The sequence below is a fragment of the Aminobacter sp. AP02 genome (assembly GCF_003148805.1).
Lineage (GTDB): Bacteria > Pseudomonadota > Alphaproteobacteria > Rhizobiales > Rhizobiaceae > Aminobacter.
In genome coordinates this window covers 1-17,122 of record NZ_QGGX01000035.1, presented here as the reverse complement: position 1 = coordinate 17,122, position 17,122 = coordinate 1, and the positions used below count along the sequence as shown (strand labels likewise).

The window sequence follows — 17,122 nt, the reverse complement described above, 5'->3', positions numbered from 1 at the left end:
ATGAACTATTTTACCCGCGCCGCGCTGGCAGCGCTGGCGGCAGCATGCTCGAGCCTAGCCTTGCCGACTCTTGCGCAAGAGGCAGCGCCGGCTGACGAGCAGGTGCTGCGTCTCGTGACCGCCAACATGCCAAGGTCGCTCGATCCCATAAACATCGACGCGCAGCGCATCATCAACAATGGCTACGCGGAGCCGCTGGTGCACGCGTCTCTCGATGGGGCGAAGCTTATTCCCGCGCTGGCGAAGAGTTGGGAGGCGGTCGAGCCGACCCTGTGGCGTATCGAGTTGCAGCCCAACGCAAAGTATTGGAGCGGCGCGCCCGTCGATGCCGCGTCCGTCCAGGCATCGTTCGAGCGGCACCAGGCGCAGAACAAGCGCGCGGCTTCGATCCTGCGCGGAGCGACGTTCAAGGCGGTCGGGCCAACCACGCTGGAGATCAGGACAGAGCAGGCAGACCCCGCCTTCCTGTTCAAGACCGTGACGATCGCCGTCCACAACACTGCTCGTGTCGCCGAACTCGGCGACCGCTATGCGCTGGAAGCCGACTTGTCGGGCTACTTCAAGCCGACCGAGTTCGTGCCGGGAGAGCTGGTGGTCGCCGAACCGTTCGAAGGAACAGCCCAAGATCCAGCGGCTTGAAGCGCGCTTCGTCGTCGATCCGCAGACGCGCTACCTCGCGATGCAGTCCGGCGAGGCCGACATGGACGCCAACGTCCAGTTCGAGCACCGCCGCGCGTATGTACGCAGCGACGACTACAATTTCCCGGTGGTCAATGCGAGCAACTGGAACATATGGATGAACTACCGCAACCCGCTGCTTCAGGACGTGAAGCTGCGGCAAGCGCTCAGCCTCGGTACGGACCGCAACGAGATCGTCGATGGCGTCATGGCTCCCTTCGCGACGCATTCGACGGGACATTTCCCGGCAGGCCTGCCCTATTCGATCGACACAAAGCAGGAAACGGACCCGGAGCGCGCCGAGGCTCTGCTGGACGAGCTCGGCTGGAGGCCCGGTGCGGACGGCATCCGAGAGAAAGACGGCAAGAAGCTCGAGTTCACCTTGCTCACCTATGGCTGGTGGCAGACCGTGGCCATCGCGCTGGAGGCGCAATGGCGCAAGATCGGCGTCTCGACCAAGCTGCACGTGGTCGAACCGACTGCATCGAACCAGATCATGCTCGACGGGGTATTTGACATCGCGACCTACTGCTCGTGCGGAACCGCGACCGGCGACCTGAACGGCCAGCTCTCCAGCTTTTACCGCACCGACGTGGTGCAGAACTGGCAGCGCTACTCCAACCCAGTCGTCGATAAGCTCATCGACCGACTCCGCACCGAGGCCGACAGCGAGAAGCGCTTCGCACTCGCCAAGGAGATTCAGAAGAAGGTGATGGCCGACACCGCGCTGATCTACGTCGCGAATGCTGAACTGATCGGTATCGCGCATGCGGCACGCGTTGCGGGTGTGGATGTCGAGCGTCCGCGCGACATTACACCGTCGATGTACATTGCGGCTGAATAGGCCGTGGTTGCCTACGTGCTCCGACGGGCAGCGGCAGCGATGTCGGTCTTGCTCGGGATAACCGTAGCCGTATTCCTGATGCTACGATTTATCCCGGGCGATCCGGCAACCGCTGTGCTTTTGACCATGGTTGAACCCGGCCTCGATTCCGCGCAAATCACTCAGCGCGACATCGACGAGGTGCGCGACCAAATGGGCTTGAACGATCCATTGCCGCAGCAATATGCAATGTGGCTGGGACGTGTGATGACGGGCAATCTCGGAACTTCCCTGCGCAGCCGCCAGCCAATTTCGGGGGAACTGGCGGTGCGCATTCCGGCGACGTTGAAGCTTGGCAGCGCCGCGCTGCTGGTCATGTTCGCCATCGCCATACCCAGTGGAATCCTCGGTGGGCTCTATGCCGGGCGCACCACTGACCACGTGACGCGCATACTCAGCCTCATAGGCGAATCCCTGCCGAGTTTCTTCCTCGGGGTCCTTCTGATCTATCTCTTCGCCATCAATCTCGGCTGGTTGCCAGCCATGGGCGGCAGGCGTCCGGAAAGCATCATCCTGCCCGCTTTCACTCTCGGGGTGGGCATCGCTGCGGCAACGTCGCGCCTGCTCCGCGCCAGTCTGCTTGACACGCTTTCGCAACCCTACATGCTGATGGCCGAGGCTAAAGGCATGAAGCGGCGCACCCTGCTCTTCCGCCACGCGCTTCGCCCTGCTTTGATCCCCGTTCTGACCGCGGCCTCGCTGGTCGCCGGCGGGCTGCTCGGCGGTGCGGCGGTCGTGGAGACCGTCTTCGCCTGGCCTGGCGTCGGCCGCTACATGGTCGAGGCAATCGCCGGGCGCGACTACCCCGTCATTCAGGGATTCACGCTGCTGATGGCGACCCTCTTCGTCATCATCAACTTCGTCGTCGACATCCTCTATCGCTTACTCGACCCCAGGGTCCGGGTGGAGGAGCGCGGTCATGTCTGATAGAGTCCTGCATCGCTTCAAAGTTGGCCTGCGCCGAGATCCCGTCGGCATCGTGCTGCTTGCGATCGTTGTGGCAATGATCGATGCCATTCTGGCAGCGCCGCTCATCTCGGCACTCAGCCCAGTCGGCACGGACTTCAAGCAGGTGCTGCTGCCGCCGAACGCCGTAAACTGGCTAGGCACCGACGACTTCGGCCGCGACGTGTTCACACGCCTGCTCTACGGCGGCCGCACCTCTCTCACGGTTGCCGGCGTCGCCGTGCTGATCGTCATGTCGATCGGTGTAACGGTGGGCGTCGTCGCTGGCTATTTCGGCGGTGTGGTCGATCTCGTGCTGACCAAGATCATCGACGTCCTGCTGGCCTTTCCCCGTCTCGTGCTCGCCATTGCCGTCGCCGCCCTGATGGGTGGCGGCATGGTGCCGCTGATCATCGCCATCTCCGTCGTCGCGTGGCCAGCCTATGCGCGCATCATCCGCGGCTTCACGCTGCAGGTGACGCAGGAAGGTTATGTTTTGGCAGCGCGCTGCCTCGGCACGCCGACGTGGAAGATTTTGACGCGCCATATCGCGCTCAACCTGATTGGCCCAATCCTCGTGCTCGCCATGCTCGATATTGGCAATTTGATCCTCGCCGTCTCCGCCCTCTCTTTCCTTGGTCTCGGTGTGCCGCCGCCTGCGCCGGAATGGGGCGCCATGCTCAATGAAGGCCGCAACAACATGGAGATCGCGCCATGGCTGGTGCTTGCTCCCGGCCTTGCGATCTTCGTCGTCGTGCTTGCGGCGAATTATTTCGGCGACATCGTGCGCGACAGTGTCGAGGGCCGCCCGGTGCACGGTCCGCGCAATTGGTTGCGATTGCCGCTGCTCGGTGCAACCCAGCCGAGCCGCCTTGCGGCGGCTCCTGCCGCTCCACATAAAGACGAAGTCGCCGCGCCTGCGCTCGATATGCAGGACGTCTGTATCGAGGTCACCGACCGCCGTTCACCCTATTTCGGCAGGCGCATCCTGAACAATGTGAGCCTGCGGGTCACTCGCGGCGAAAGCGTTGGCCTGATCGGCGAGAGCGGTTCCGGAAAGAGCACGCTGGCCGCGCTGTCGCTTGGCCTCACCCGACCGCCTCTGGCCCTCACCGCCGGAAGCGCCAGCCTGTTCGGGGAGGACACCGCGGGATGGTCATGGGACGACTGGCAGCACGTACGAGGGCGATCCATAGCGCTGGTCAACCAGGATCCGCTCTCGGCACTGAACCCGGTGCTGCGGGTCGGCGACCAGATTGGCGAGGTCATGCAGACCCATCTCGCACCGTCTCGCGCAGCCCTAGAAGATCGGCTGCGCGAAGTGCTGGACGAGGTGGATCTGCCCAGGCGAGTAATGCGACAATTCCCACACGAGCTGAGCGGAGGCATGCGCCAGCGCGCCGTCATAGCCATGGCGATCGTTAACCGACCGGCGCTGCTGATCGCCGACGAGCCCACGACTGCGTTGGACGTCTCGACCCAGATACGCATCCTCGATCTGCTGCGCGGTCTTCAGGATCGCTATGGGCTGGCGCTGCTGTTCGTGTCGCACGATCTGCGCGTGATCTCGCGCGTAGCCGACCGGGTTGTCATCATGCGTGGAGGCGAGGTCATGGAACGCGGCTTGACTAAGGAGATATTCGCTGGCGCCACCCATCCCTACACGCGCGAACTCATCGCAGCGATGCCCGGACGGCGAATGAGACTGATACAGGCGGCCGCGGAATGACGATGCTGTTGGTAGAAGGACTGTCGAAGCGCTACAGGGATCACCAGGTCTTGACGGAGGTGGCCTTTGGCGTGGGCAGATCAGAGATCGTCGGCCTCGTCGGCCAGTCAGGTTCCGGCAAGAGCACGATTGCGAAGTGCATCCTCGGGCTGGAGCGGCCGCACGTCGGGCGCATACTGTGGCACGGCGAATCCTTGTCGGAACGCACGGTGAGGCGCCGCGCACGGCGCGGCATGCAGGCCGTGTTCCAGGACCCGCGCTCAAGCCTCAATCCGCGGTGGACGGTCCGCCAGTTGCTTTCCGAACCGCTCGACAACTGGCTGCCTGCGGAACGCGGCGTAATTCGGCTGGCTCGGCTTGCCCGCCTTCTCGACCGCGTCGCGTTGAGCGCCGATCTGCTCGACCGCCACCCGCATGAACTCAGCACGGGCCAATGCCAGCGCGTGTGCATCGCCAGGGCTCTGGCTCCAGAGCCCGATCTGCTCATCCTCGACGAGCCATTGTCGGCGCTCGATGTCTCGGTCCAGGCGCGGCTGATCGAACTGCTGCTGGACCTCCACCGCACCTCCGGCATCAGCTATCTTCTGATCACCCACGATTTCGCCGTGGTGGCCGACATCTGCCAACGCATCGTCGTGCTCGACAAGGGCAACGTCGTAGAGACCGGCAAAGTCGATGACGTACTGAGCCGCCCGACGCACGCATACACCCAGGCGCTCCTACGCGACGTGCTGCCGATGCCGGGGTGAGGGCTCAAATGGGGCCGTCAGCGGACAGTCCGGTTTCGAGCCTCTGATAAGCGATAACTGCCGGCAAAAAAAGCGCGTCGATCCCAGTGATGGCTTCCGCTCCCACGAACAGCAATAGCTGCCATTCCTCTCCCCACCCCATTCTCGCCGAACCATGCATGGTTAGACGATCAGGCAGCAACTCTCATTCCGCACTTTTCCGTAGTCGCAATTACGTACCGCAGAATGTCTGCAGGACGCGCTCTTCGTCTGCTGGTGGCTGCGTGTATTTCTCCATCTCGGGCTGCTCGTCGAACGGGCGCGCCAGGACGGCGAGCAAACTCTGGAAAGGGCCAAAGTCGCCCTCATTGGTGGCTGCGGCGATGGCAGCTTCGACACGGTGATTGCGCGCTATGTATTTCGGGTTCACCGTGCGCATCCGAGCAGTCCGGTCGGCTAGAGTATCCGGCTCGCGAGCCAGCCGTTCACGCCAGCGCGAAGCCCAGCTATCGAAAGCAGTAGGGTCGATGAAGTGGTTGCGTACTCGGCCGGAGCCGTCGATCTCATGGGCGAGATCGCGAAATGTAAGGGTGAAATCCGCCCCGTTGCGCGCCATCAGGTGAAGCAGTTCGGTAGCAAGATCAAGGTCGCCCGTTTGTTCGGTAAACAGCCCGACCTTGTGGCGGATGCCTTCATGAAACGCAGCCTCGTAGCGCGCCTGGAACGATCCGATCGACGCTTTCGCCTCCTCGAAGCCTTCATCGTCTCCGCCTGCTTCGTTCCCCAGAATGGGCAGCAGCGCTTCGGCCAGTCGCGCCAGGTTCCAGACGGTGATGCGGGGCTGGTTTGCAAAGGCGTAGCGGCCTTGATGGTCGATGGAACTGAACACGGTCGCCGGATGATAGGCGTCCATGAACGCACATGGGCCATAGTCGATCGTCTCGCCACAAACTGCGACGTTGTCGGTATTGAGCACCCCATGGATAAAGCCGACCAGCATCCATTGTGCCACCAGCTTCGCCTGCGCTGCTACAACGCCGTTGAGAAACCCAAGGTAGCGACGGGGGATTTCGGCGAGATGCGGATAGTGCCGCGCAATTGCGTGGTCCGCCAATGCCCTCAGGCCGTCGATGTCTTCCCGTACGGCAAGGTACTGGAACGTGCCGACGCGGATGTGGCTCGCGGCAACGCGCGCTATCAGCGCTCCGGGAAGCCTGGTCTCGCGAAAGACGTGCTCGCCAGTGGCAACCAGCGACAGCGTTCGCGTGGTTGGGATGCCGAGGGCGTGCATCGCCTCGCTGACAATGTACTCGCGCATCATCGGTCCGAGCGCAGCGCGCCCATCGCCATTGCGGGAAAACCGGGTCGGACCGGAGCCCTTCAATTGAACGTCGCGCAATTGGCCGCTGGTATCGAGCAACTCTCCGACGAGGACGGCACGACCGTCGCCAAGCTGCGGCACGAAGTTGCCGAACTGGTGACCCGCATAGGCCTGGGCGATGGGACGCGCGTCAGCGGGGAAGCGGTTTCCGGCCAGCATGTCGATACCGTCGGGACCACGCAACCAGCCGATGTCGAGGCCCAGTTCCGTCGCCAATGTTTCATTCAGTTCGAGCAGACGCGGTGTCGAAACCGAGGATGGCTCCGGACGGGCGTAAAGCCGTTCGGGGAGGTCGGCGGCATAAGTGTGTTGGAACCGGGGGCTGCGCATGACAACTCGGAGTTTGTTCAGATTACCGGCTAAATGGGGATGCCGCGAGGCGCGGGCCAGCAAATTGAGAGGGACTGTTAAGTCGCAACCCAATCGCAGTTTCTGATGTTGGCGTCCAGCCAAGAAGCTGCTGTCAGTTGTCGCTGTAGCCCCATTCCATATCTGGAAGGAAGCGAGCGGCCGAGGGTCTGATGGGTACTCTTGACGTAGTCCTCGTTCCGGGTGGCGCAGACCAACGGCTCCGAAGTCAGCATCTCGCCAGTGTCAGCGAGGACTGATAGTTCTGGGCTCTATGAACACGCTCGGTGTGATCTCGGATACGCACGGCCTTCTGCGCGAGGACGCCGTTGCGCTTCTTCAAGGCGTCGACCACATCGTCCATGCGGGCGACATTGGAAACCCCACCATTATCGAGAGATTGGAACGTGTTGCGCCCGTCTCGGCAATTCGCGGCAATGTCGATGTCGAGCCGTGGGCGTCTCTGTTTGCAGATACCCTTCAAGTGACGCTGTTCGGGCAGAAGATATTCGTGATCCACGACCGAAAGGATATGACGTTTGCTCCAGCCATGATGGGGATCAATCTCGTGATTTCTGGTCATTCTCATCGTGCCAGTATCGAGAGCCGCGATGACGCTATTTATCTGAACCCGGGCAGTGCGGGCCCGCGCAGGTTCAGGCTGCCCATCACCTTGGCAATGGTCCAGATCTTGCCTGGGCGATTGGTGCCCAAGATTTACGAGATTGCCTCAGATCTTCATCGAAGCCGACTACATGGCTGACCAGGGGCTGCGAACGGACTGGCGGCTCTGAGAGAGGACGACTGGCAGCAGACATACGCAAGCGTACGAAGCTGACAACAGGTTCGAATCTCGTCTGGCGCGCCACTTCCGAACAAAACTGGGCACTCCTGCGGGAGACGCCCCTCCGCCCATTACCAGCCGTTCCAACACGTCCCGCCGTCCGTGGATGCGGACTTCCGCATCATCGACTTCGACCTGGTCGATAACTGCGCGCAGGTAGGCACGGCGGAAGGGTATGGGTCCTTTCGTCACGTTTTCGCGCATTAGATTCGCAAATAGCGCGATCTTTTCCTCGGTGATCCGTGTTTCAGGACGAAGCTCGGCGAAGGCCCGCTCAAGCGCGGCCTTCGCCATATCGCGCTCGGTCTTCAAATCTGCCACACGGTCTTTGAGCGTTGGGTCCGCGAAATCCGCCACGCCGGTTTCGATAGCCTGATAAAGCCGCGATAGACGCCCTTCGGCATCTGCAACCTTGCTTTGCAGCGCTGTCATGCGGTGTGCCTGATCTTCCGACCGTGAGGCTTGCCGTTCGAGAAGGCCGCCAAGGATCGCCCGTACGCGGTCTGCGGTGAAGAGGGTTTCCGCCAGTCGTTCAGTGACGAGGGTGTCGAGCCGGTCCATCGGAATTGACCTACCCTTGCAGGCAGACTTGGCCGAAGCGCTCGCGGCGGAACTATAGACGGCAACCCGGAATACAGCTCGGGACGTTCGAAATGTCTGGTCCTGACACAGCCAGCGCGTGCATTTGTAGTGAAATGGCTGCCCCCGGCTTCGCCGGCCGGGCTCTACGCCGCCGCAAGCGGCTCTGCGGAGCCGGCGCGCCGTCTCCGCCCATACGGGTGACGATCCTGGCAGAAGAAGGGACCAGGGCGGACGCCGCCCGCCCTCCCTTCCGATGCGCCTTCGCTCGGCCGGGCAGGGCCGCGTCCGCCGCAGGGCAGTTTGCCCCGCCGCGGCCGGCAACCCGGCCCGCCGCGAACGCGGATCGACCCGGACCCACCCGCTCTCGGCGATGGCCAGGGGTGCTGTCGCACTCCCTTTTGTCCAAATCAATTGCTTAAGGTATCGAAAAATGATACTTTATGCATATGAAATCAGAAACTCGCCTGCATGCCCGTGACTACATTTCCCGCCTGGCGGCCAGTGGTCACTATCATTTCAGCTCTGCCGAGGCTCAGGCGGCTTTGGGCGTATCGGCTGATGCCACAAAACTGGCCCTGAACCGGCTGGCGAAGCAAAGCTTGATCGCTTCCCCGGCTCGCGGGTTCTACGTCATCGTTCCTCCGGAATACAGCTCACTCGGCTGTCTGCCCGCCGAGCAGTTTATTCCGGCGCTGATGAAACGGCTGGGCCTGTCCTACTACACGGGCCTGCTGTCGGCCGCCCAGTTTCATGGCGCGGCCCACCACCGCCCGCAGGAATATCAGGTGATGGTGGCCAAAAGCCGCCGGCCCATCGTCTGCGGCGCGGTGCGCGTCGGCTTCATTGTGCGCAAGAATATCAGCGTGATTCCCGTGCAGAGTTTCAACACGCCGCGGGGCACGGTTCTTGTGTCGACGCCCGAGGCGACGGCCGTCGATCTTGTCGGCTATTACAACCACGTCGGCGGACTTGACCAGGTCGCAACAATCCTCGGCGAACTCGCCGACAACCTTGACGCCGACAAGCTTGTCGCCGCGGCGCAGACAGCGCCTGTCCCTTGGGCGCAGCGGCTTGGCTATCTGCTGGAGAAGGGGGAAGCCGGCGAGCGCGCGCAGGCGCTGAAATCCTATGTCCGCAAACATGCCCGGCAGGCAACGGCTCTGCTACCGACAGGGGATGCCAAGGGCGCCGAACGGGATGAAGGCTGGAAGCTCGACATCAATGCCGACGTGGAGGCCGAACTGTGATCCCGCGCGACTATATCACCGAATGGCGAGCGCAGGCCCCTTGGGTTCAGGACATACAGGTCGAGCAGGACCTCGTTATCTGCCGCGCTCTGGTCGAGATTTTTTCCCATCCCGTTTTGTCGGAAGCGCTGGCGTTTCGTGGCGGCACGGCCCTCTACAAACTCTATCTCAAACCGGCCGCGCGCTATTCAGAGGACATCGATCTAGTGCAGATGCGCGCTGAACCGGCAGGGCCGGTTATGGAGGCCCTGCGGTCGGTTCTTGACCCGTGGCTCGGCACGCCGCGCTGGAAGCAGACCGAAGGCCGGGTAACCTTCGTGTACCGGTTTGCGTCGGAAGATGCGCCGCCCATCAATATGAAGCTAAAGGTCGAGATCAATTCGCGCGAGCATTTCGCTGTGCACGGCTTCAAGTCGATTCCGTTCGGAGTGTCATCGCGCTGGTTCGAAGGCGCGTGCGAGATACCGACCTACGAGTTGGACGAACTTCTCGGCACCAAACTGCGTGCGCTCTATCAGCGCAAGAAAGGCCGCGATCTATTCGACCTGGCGGTCGCCCTTGCGCATGAAGGCGTCGATCCCGGTCGCATTGTCGAGACCTTTGCCGCCTACATGGAACATGGCGGGCACACCATAACGCGCGCGCTGTTTGAGCAAAACATGCATCAAAAGCTCACCAATCCGCAGTTTACTGCGGATATCAGCCCCCTTCTGGCAACCGGGTATTCTTGGGATTTAGGCGCGGCGGCCGAAGCCGTAGGGTCGGGACTAATTCAGCGGCTTCCCGGTGAGCCGTGGAAGGGCAATGCTTAAGCAGGCGAGAGGGCTGAGATGGCGAGGAGAGCGGGTAATACTCTGGACAAGTGGGAGGTCGGCATCGTCAAGGCGATGCTGGCGCGCAAATACGTCCCCCAGGATATTCAGGCTTACTTCTCCCGACCTACACGTTCGATCAACCACGCCCGCATTTCAGAGATACGGGATGGCAGCAAACACAAAGCCGTTAAGAACGCGACGGACGCAGAACTCGACGCCTTTCTTGACGTCTGGCCGAACGTCGACCCTGCAACAGGATTGCACCTTAAGGGTGACGAGCTTCTCATAAAAGCGCGGGAAGCCATGATCGCGGCGGTCCACACCTTCAACAGCGCCGGCCTCCATTTCAGGGCGGAACTCTTCATTGTGACCGCCATCATCGCTTGGACCTACCTTCTTCATACCTACTACAAGCGCGAAGGCGTAGACTATCGGTACAAGAAAGCAGGCGTCGTGCAAAAGACGCCGAGCGGTGCAGAAAAATACTGGGAGCTCAGCCAGTGCCTTGCCACCGGAAAATGCCCTTTGAAAGCGGGTGTCGTCAACAATCTCAAGTTCCTGATAGAAATCCGTCACGAGATCGAACATCGATCAACGAACCGCATCGACGATGCGCTGAGCGCAAAATTGCAAGCCTGCTGCATTAACTTCAATGACGCCATCAAAGAGCTTTTTGGCAGGGAGTACGCTTTGGAGAAGCGTCTGCCCATCGCCCTTCAGTTCGTAACATTCGATGGCGTACAGAGGACCGCACTGATTGGTGCAGACCTGCCGGCTCACATTGCCACGGCAATGGACAATTTTCACAAGACGCTGACAGAGGACGAACAGAAAGACCCGCAATTCCGCTTCCGGGTAGCATTTGTGCCAAAGGTGACAGGCAAGGCTTCCAATTCCGACCTGGCCATTGAGTTCATTAAGCCGGGTTCACCGGAGGCCGAAGCTGTTGAACGCGTACTCCTGAAGGAGGTTGAGAGGCCGAAGTACCTCCCGTCGCAGGTTGTCGCCAAAGCGCAGGCTGCAGGATTTCCCGCCTTCAATATGTACGATCACACTCAGCTGTCCAATCAGCTCGACGCAAGGAATGCTGGTAAGGGCTACGGCGTGATGGTGGCAAAGACCTGGTACTGGTACCAAAACTGGTATGACAAGGTTATCGAGAAGCTGGGCGAAGGGTGGGTCAGGCCGGCAAAATAGCCCTGTGGTCCTGGTCTCTCTTCCTGGCTGCGGCGGGTTTGGATTTCGCCCCGCGACCGTTCGTAGACTCATGTGTCAGGATTTCCGCGCCTGGCGGGGAGGTTGCTGCACGATTGGTTTGTATGCGATTTTGGCCCTGTAGGGGCCAATCCCCTCTACAAACCAATCTCGCCGTCAGGCTAGATTCGGAAATTGTAAGGCAAAAACAATCACATACGAGTGCCCAGTTTCATCTCGTCCGGCGTACCATTTCAGTACAGAGCCATGAACGCCGAACACCGCCGACTTCCCACTGGAAACGGCGATAAGCGTTCGCAGCAGTTCTGACTTCGATCCCATGATGCTTCGGTATCTGCGACCTTAAACCAATCGAGCCAGTCACGTAGCATCTGGCGGTCCATCCCGCCGATCCGCGCGGCCTGCTCCCGTCGAGAACAGCGGCCAACGGCTAAAGCCGGCGGCTCTGGTTGGCTTGCCTAGGCCGGCCGCGAGCCGGCGCAGATCCAAGGCCAAGTAGAAGCTTCACCGCAACAGGCATGACGCGGATCCTCCCGCGCCAATGGAATCAGCGAAACCGACCGTCGAAGAGCCCTCGTGTGTCAGCCATTACTGTGTCGCACTTACCCTGCAAGCTACGGACGCCGAACCCTCTCGGGCCGAACCGATCTCCAATCCGGCCCCAAAAACAATGCCGCAAACATCGCAGGCGACATCCGCATTCCGCCGCCGCGAAGCTGGCCAGACGAACTTGGTGCTCTCAAGCCGCTTGTGCACCAGCACCAGTCCGGTGCGATCCCAGACCAGAATCTTGAACCGATCCGCCTTTTGGCGTGGAAGACCCTGGCGGCACCGCTGCAGGGATCAAGGCCGAGCATCCTCTGTGCCACCGCCGCCAGCCCATCAAGGCCACGGCGGAAGTCGACCGGACAGCCGTGAAGTGTCGCCACGTAGATCTTCAGGTCGGCGCCCGGCACAATCATCGCGAAGTACGCACCGCGCGGATCACCTGCGCCAACTGCTCGTACCGTCGATCACAATCTAAACCTTCGCCGGCGCCGATTTCGGCGGCTTCGGCGCCAGCCGGGGCGACAACGCATCCTCTACCAGCACGGCGCGAACAGCGGCTACGCGCTCTTCGACGCCGCTCCGCACCATCGGCGCGCCAAAATCGGTTCGGAGCTCGGCGTGGGAAACCTTCTACGGTTGCCATGATGCATCATTACCACCCTAATTTGGGAAGCCGTACCACCGAGCCACTCTTTCTGAGACCCGGCAATACTCGGCCCGGCGGGTCGGGTGGGACCAAATCAGGCTGTGTTTCTCGCCGTCCTCGCGGGCGGAGTCGGCGCGTTCTCTATCGCGAACGCCAAACCCGCACGCTGAGAAAATCGTGCGGCTAACGAATTAGGAGCTCGCGTAGGCTTGCGCAAAATGGACGGAAGCCATGCGCTCGGCCTGCTCGAACCAGTTTGCGATATCGGTCGGGTTATAGTTCGGCAGCTTCTCCGCTTCTTTCTGGACATAGCGCAGTGCGTCATTCGCACGGGCGCGGATTCGCTCAAGATCTTGCCCCACAAGCTTGCCATGCCGCTTGCGTACGACACCATCGACAATGACGGTATCAACGTCAGCCGCAGTCGATTGCAAGACAACCGATCCGATAGGATGACAGGTGGGAACGAAATGGCGGCGTCCCGAAACGATGGTAATGTCGGCCTTCTTGCCGGGCGTAATCGAACCAACCGATTTTGCCAGGCCGAGGGCGTCAGCGCCATTCACGGTAGCCCAGGTAAGGGCGTCTCGGACGCTTAAATTGATCTCGTAAGGCATGCGACCAACATGCTTGTGGACATGATCGTTGTCTATGCAGCGCTGGAACTGCAATCCGAGACGCATCTGCGAGAAGAGGTCTCCAGAGCCGACGCAAACGATGTCAGTGCTGAATGAAGGCGAAATGCCGTGGTTGAGACAGGTGCGGAACGGCGGGAAGCCCATGCCCATTTGCATCTCTGTCTCTGGGGATATTGACACCTTTCCATCGGTCTTTGCGATCAACTCCCATTCTGGAGGAGTGAGCCCATTGCAGTGGATGTGCAAATGACCTGGTCGCAGCAGTTTCCTATCGTTGAGTTCTCGCAAGCCTTTCAGGAGGATCGACGTCGAAGCCGCGCCAGTGTGGGACGCCAATTTTAGACCGAGCTCATGGCCAAGCCTAAACTCGCTTGCCGTTTCATCAAACGGGAGTATTCCGAAATCGGTCAGGAGCATCCCCATGCCGACAAGGTCATCGGTGTTGGAGAGCTCGTTCGAACGGAGAGCGCGCGCGTCGACCAGCCGCTGCTCGTGCGCTTTGAACGCGGTCGGCTTGAAGTCGAATTTCTGCATTCCATAGGCATAGATGGCTCGGATACCGGATGCCCTCAGCGAATCGACGGCCGCTCTCGCATGGTCGGGCGAGTTCACGCAATCGCAACAGTCGAAGATGGTGGTGACGCCGGAATCGATCGCTTCAAGGGCACCCACCATCGTGGCCGCGCCCATGACCTCAGCGGTGACAAGCGAGCCCCAACCATAAAAGGTCGACGCCAGGAATTCAGGCAGGGACATGTCGGCGGAAACAGCTCGAAAAAGTGCCATCCACGTGTGGCGATGGGTGTCGATGATACCCGGAATGATGATGCCTCCCTCAGCGTCGATGAGTTCGGCATCGATGCCGTCGAACTCTGAGCGGTCGGAAGCGACCTTGAGTATCTGATCTCCCTCAATCAGAATTGCGCCTTGCGGCAGGTCTTTCAGCACTTCATCCATGGTGACGACGAAGCCACCAGTAATGACCGTCTTGCGATTTTCCATATGATAGCTCCTCCCAAGCTGCCGGTCTAAGCGCAAGCGGTGCGTTCTATCGCCCGATCACTCGCCGGTCCTCTGGGTGATAGCTGACCTGTTTCCAGTCACAATGATCACGTGGTGATCGGGCCGCTTCTCGATATTCTTTGTCCGCGTCTCGATGTTTCAATCCCGCCCGGGGCATTGTCTCATCTTGCAGGGAGGCATTGGACGAATGACCTTCGACAGGCCAGACTTCCGAGATGGAGCTCTATCGACCCGGGAACCTCAAGACATTGTTCTGATCGCTATGCGGCATTCAGATTTCGAGTTTTCTGACGTAACTTTCCTTGCCGGGGACGGAAAGAAAACCACAACGGCATCGAAGCTTTCGGTGCGCGGAGGATATTCATTTTGAAGCAGAGGCAGATAGGAATCTCTTTGCTGAAATCTGCCGGCGGGCCGGAGTTAGCCAAGCGACCCATGCCTAAGCGGTATGACTGGACGAAGGATGTAAGGAACCGCCTTCGCTCGGAGCTCGATCCCGATCAGTTCGAATGTGAGATTCGCGTCGTCTCGCTTTCTGCTGTGCCGGACTGGCGAAGTTTGCCGTTTCACTGCCACAATCGAGCGGAAATTCTATATGTAACTGGTGGCCTACTACAGCTGGAGACGCGAGACAGCGTTTTTGTTGCTCCCGCTCAAAGCGCGCTGTGGATCCCAAGCGGTGTGGTGCACCGAGTTCGCAGCCTCGGTTCCTTCGACGGCTATGTGCTATTTCTTGATTTCAACCGCGCAGCTGAAATGCCACAGGAATGTGCCGCCTTGACGGCGAGTTCTCTGTTTCTGGCACTCATTGAGCGCGCGAGTCACTTCTCAAAGGAAAACGACAGAGAATCCCACCGGCAACGACTACTCGAGGTGCTGCTAGACGAAATCCTCGTACTGCCTCTCTCAACGCCAGCACTGCCCTTGCCACTCAGTCCTCGGCTTAGAGAAGTGAGCATTCGACTTATCGAAGCGCCCTCCGTCCAGGTTGGGGTTAGTGAGCTTTCCCGAAGCATAGGCATGAGTCCGCGGAACATGTCGCGGAGATTCCGTGCGGAGACCGGGATGTCGCTCGGTAAATGGCGGGGACAGGCGCAAATTCTCTCGGCGGTCATCATGCTGTCGACTGGCTCGTCCGTGAAGGAAGTCGCATATTCCCTAGGGTATGAAAGCACCTCTGCCTTCATCGCAATGTTTCGCAGAAATGTCGGATATTCGCCTGGCAAGTGCGCAAAATCAGCAAGGTAGTACGTAGCGCGCCATTTCTCGATTGTCGTGCAAACTCCGCGTCTGGGCGTCATCACCATTCTAAGGCGTTGACTCCGCTGAAAACTAGTAAATTAGGACGGGCCCTTTCGCTCTCCGAGCGAAGCCGCCCGTCGATCCTCCTACAATGTCAAGCCGGCCGACGTAGCCAGGTGTCTGCTGCCACATGCAGCTCAGGAACCGCACGAGGCGAGCGGCGTAGCGCTTACCCACGACCACGGGAGCGAAAATGCAGGCACACTGAATGAGCGATGATCGGCGGTGGGAACCGATGGCGCTTGTTGCTAACGGTCGGCAGGTTCATGCTGGCCGACTTACACTGCTTGCCGCCATGCCGGAGTTAACGTGACAACGCTCTATATAGACGTCCATACAGACGTCTTCTTACCGCAAAACCTCATGGCTCAGACGGCCGCCCTCGGACAATACTAATCAATACAGGCTCTGTCTGAGGAAGCTTCGTGCGCTCGTGGCGCGGATGATCGAAGAACTCCGCGGGCGTGTTCTCCTCGACGATCTGGCCCTGATCCATGAAGATCACGCGATTGGCCACCTTACGGCCAAAGCCCATCTCGTGGGCGGCGCAGAGCATTGTCATACCCTCTTCGGCAAGACCAACCATCGTCTCCAGCACTTCCTTGATCATTTAGGGATCGAGCGCCGAGGGTCGGTTCGTCGAACAGCATGATGCGCGGGTTCATGCACAGCGAACGCGCGATCGCCACGCGCTGCTGCTGGCCGCCGGACAGCTGGTCCGGATACTTGTTGGCCTGCTCGAGAGCTTGACGCGCTAGAGGAAATGCATGGCGATTTTCTCGGCCTGCTTCTTTGGCATCTTGCGCACCCAGATCGGCGCCAGCGTGCAGTTCTCCAGCATCGTGAGATGCGGGGACAGGTGAAGTGCTGGAACACCATGCCGATTTCGCGGCGCACCTCGTCGATCTTCTTGAGATCGTTGGTGAAGTTCCTTTCCGTCGACGATGATCTTGCCTTACTGGTGCTCCTCCAGCCGCCCTAACCAGTTTGAAACGGCGATGGAGCGTCGTCTGCGAAGCGTCAACGCTGGTCGCGATGACCACCGCAGTTCGCTTAGGAATCGGCATAGGCCCATGATCGCCGCGACCGTACCCAGTGACTGCCGCGTACCAGATAGCTCGGGTTCTTTTCCTCGCACTCCCTTTATCGATGTCGGCCCATACGCTCATTCTGCTGCTTCCAACGAAGCTGCCTATCTCGCTGATTTCATCGTGCGGAACAGTCGCCTAAGGGCGTTGTCATATTTAACTTTGGGATGATGCCCTTTGGTCAAGACAGACATGCCGCCTCCTCCCGAAGTTTCAAGCGCTGCCGTTTCCCGGCCCCGGTCATCGCGTATACAGTGTGGGTGTGCTTCCGGTTCCCGTTGAGCCTGCGCCTTGTCGAGGAGATGCTGCTGGGGCGTGGCATCCCCCGTACGAAACGCGGGCAGCCTGAACCACAGAGGCGTCGGCGCCCATGTAGTCCACGAGCCCTAGGGCCAATCGACATTCAGGATTCCCGGCGGGATGGAAGCGTGATTCATAGGTTTCCGTGATTTGGCGGAGACCTGATGATGTCAGTGAAACG

13 protein-coding genes and 1 pseudogene are annotated in these 17,122 nt (G+C 60.2%); 10 read left to right on the top strand and 4 right to left on the bottom strand.

What is annotated here, in order from left to right; all coding sequences use genetic code 11:
* The 5 genes from C8K44_RS25745 to C8K44_RS25725 are packed head-to-tail and all read left to right on the top strand — an operon-like array spanning position 1 to position 4,984.
* Positions 1-639, top strand: coding sequence for an ABC transporter substrate-binding protein (locus C8K44_RS25745; RefSeq protein WP_109578613.1), 639 nt, complete (start codon positions 1-3; stop codon positions 637-639).
* The gene (locus tag C8K44_RS25740; RefSeq protein WP_109578612.1) at positions 530-1,522 is read left to right on the top strand and encodes an ABC transporter substrate-binding protein; all 993 of its coding nucleotides are present in this window, start codon (positions 530-532) and stop codon (positions 1,520-1,522) included. The genes C8K44_RS25745 and C8K44_RS25740 overlap by 110 nt, the downstream gene beginning before the upstream one ends.
* Before the next feature lie 3 nt (positions 1,523-1,525).
* Entirely contained in the window at positions 1,526-2,488 is a 963-nt protein-coding gene (gene nikB / locus C8K44_RS25735) for a nickel ABC transporter permease (RefSeq protein WP_109578611.1), read from the top strand.
* A complete protein-coding gene (locus tag C8K44_RS25730; RefSeq protein ID WP_109578610.1) occupies positions 2,481-4,235 on the top strand; it encodes a dipeptide/oligopeptide/nickel ABC transporter permease/ATP-binding protein in 1,755 nt (584 codons plus the stop codon). The genes nikB and C8K44_RS25730 overlap by 8 nt, the downstream gene beginning before the upstream one ends.
* Entirely contained in the window at positions 4,232-4,984 is a 753-nt protein-coding gene (locus tag C8K44_RS25725) for an ABC transporter ATP-binding protein (protein WP_109578609.1), read from the top strand. The genes C8K44_RS25730 and C8K44_RS25725 overlap by 4 nt, the downstream gene beginning before the upstream one ends.
* Positions 4,985-5,195: 211 nt before the next feature.
* Here C8K44_RS25725 and C8K44_RS25720 read toward each other — a convergent pair whose 3' ends face one another.
* Positions 5,196-6,674: a protein adenylyltransferase SelO gene (locus C8K44_RS25720; protein WP_109578608.1), complete on the bottom strand. Its 1,479-nt coding sequence runs from the start codon at positions 6,672-6,674 to the stop codon at positions 5,196-5,198.
* Positions 6,675-6,966: 292 nt separating this feature from the next.
* Between C8K44_RS25720 and C8K44_RS25715 the strand changes: the two genes are divergently transcribed.
* Positions 6,967-7,455, top strand: a complete 489-nt coding sequence (locus C8K44_RS25715; RefSeq protein ID WP_109578607.1) for a metallophosphoesterase family protein — start codon at positions 6,967-6,969, stop codon at positions 7,453-7,455.
* Here the strand turns inward: C8K44_RS25715 and C8K44_RS25710 are convergent.
* A complete protein-coding gene (locus C8K44_RS25710; protein WP_199227208.1) occupies positions 7,444-8,097 on the bottom strand; it encodes a hypothetical protein in 654 nt (217 codons plus the stop codon). The two genes, C8K44_RS25715 and C8K44_RS25710, sit on opposite strands and share 12 nt — an antisense overlap.
* Before the next feature lie 467 nt (positions 8,098-8,564).
* Between C8K44_RS25710 and C8K44_RS25705 the strand changes: the two genes are divergently transcribed.
* The 3 genes from C8K44_RS25705 to C8K44_RS25695 are packed head-to-tail and all read left to right on the top strand — an operon-like array spanning position 8,565 to position 11,377.
* Entirely contained in the window at positions 8,565-9,365 is an 801-nt protein-coding gene (locus tag C8K44_RS25705) for a type IV toxin-antitoxin system AbiEi family antitoxin (protein ID WP_109578606.1), read from the top strand.
* Entirely contained in the window at positions 9,362-10,177 is an 816-nt protein-coding gene (locus C8K44_RS25700; protein WP_109578605.1) for a nucleotidyl transferase AbiEii/AbiGii toxin family protein, read from the top strand. The genes C8K44_RS25705 and C8K44_RS25700 overlap by 4 nt, the downstream gene beginning before the upstream one ends.
* Before the next feature lie 18 nt (positions 10,178-10,195).
* Positions 10,196-11,377 (top strand): DUF3644 domain-containing protein, encoded by a 1,182-nt coding sequence (locus C8K44_RS25695; RefSeq protein WP_109578604.1) that lies wholly within the window; start codon positions 10,196-10,198, stop codon positions 11,375-11,377.
* Between the two features lie 1,404 nt (positions 11,378-12,781).
* Here the strand turns inward: C8K44_RS25695 and C8K44_RS25685 are convergent.
* Positions 12,782-14,230, bottom strand: a complete 1,449-nt coding sequence (locus tag C8K44_RS25685; RefSeq protein WP_109578602.1) for an amidohydrolase family protein — start codon at positions 14,228-14,230, stop codon at positions 12,782-12,784.
* A gap of 387 nt (positions 14,231-14,617) precedes the next feature.
* On the opposite strand from C8K44_RS25685, the gene C8K44_RS25680 reads away from it, so the two are divergent.
* Complete coding sequence (locus tag C8K44_RS25680) at positions 14,618-15,499, top strand: helix-turn-helix transcriptional regulator (protein ID WP_146204010.1); 882 nt, start codon at positions 14,618-14,620, stop codon at positions 15,497-15,499.
* A gap of 415 nt (positions 15,500-15,914) precedes the next feature.
* Here the strand turns inward: C8K44_RS25680 and C8K44_RS25675 are convergent.
* Positions 15,915-16,529, bottom strand: a pseudogene (locus C8K44_RS25675) (amino acid ABC transporter ATP-binding protein); the annotation flags it as partial.
* Between the last annotated feature and the right edge of the window lie 593 nt (positions 16,530-17,122).

Bases quoted from the DNA above. Each gene is read 5' to 3' on its own strand.
- C8K44_RS25710 (WP_199227208.1), bottom strand. From the start codon at position 8,097: ATGGACCGGCTCGACACCCTCGTCACTGAACGACTGGCGGAAACCCTC.
- C8K44_RS25705 (WP_109578606.1), top strand. From the start codon at position 8,565: ATGAAATCAGAAACTCGCCTGCATGCCCGTGACTACATTTCCCGCCTG.
- C8K44_RS25715 (WP_109578607.1), top strand. From the start codon at position 6,967: ATGAACACGCTCGGTGTGATCTCGGATACGCACGGCCTTCTGCGCGAG.
- C8K44_RS25730 (WP_109578610.1), top strand. From the start codon at position 2,481: ATGTCTGATAGAGTCCTGCATCGCTTCAAAGTTGGCCTGCGCCGAGAT.
- C8K44_RS25685 (WP_109578602.1), bottom strand. From the start codon at position 14,230: ATGGAAAATCGCAAGACGGTCATTACTGGTGGCTTCGTCGTCACCATG.
- C8K44_RS25745 (WP_109578613.1), top strand. From the start codon at position 1: ATGAACTATTTTACCCGCGCCGCGCTGGCAGCGCTGGCGGCAGCATGC.
- C8K44_RS25720 (WP_109578608.1), bottom strand. From the start codon at position 6,674: ATGCGCAGCCCCCGGTTCCAACACACTTATGCCGCCGACCTCCCCGAA.
- C8K44_RS25740 (WP_109578612.1), top strand. From the start codon at position 530: ATGCGCTGGAAGCCGACTTGTCGGGCTACTTCAAGCCGACCGAGTTCG.
- C8K44_RS25695 (WP_109578604.1), top strand. From the start codon at position 10,196: ATGGCGAGGAGAGCGGGTAATACTCTGGACAAGTGGGAGGTCGGCATC.
- C8K44_RS25725 (WP_109578609.1), top strand. From the start codon at position 4,232: ATGACGATGCTGTTGGTAGAAGGACTGTCGAAGCGCTACAGGGATCAC.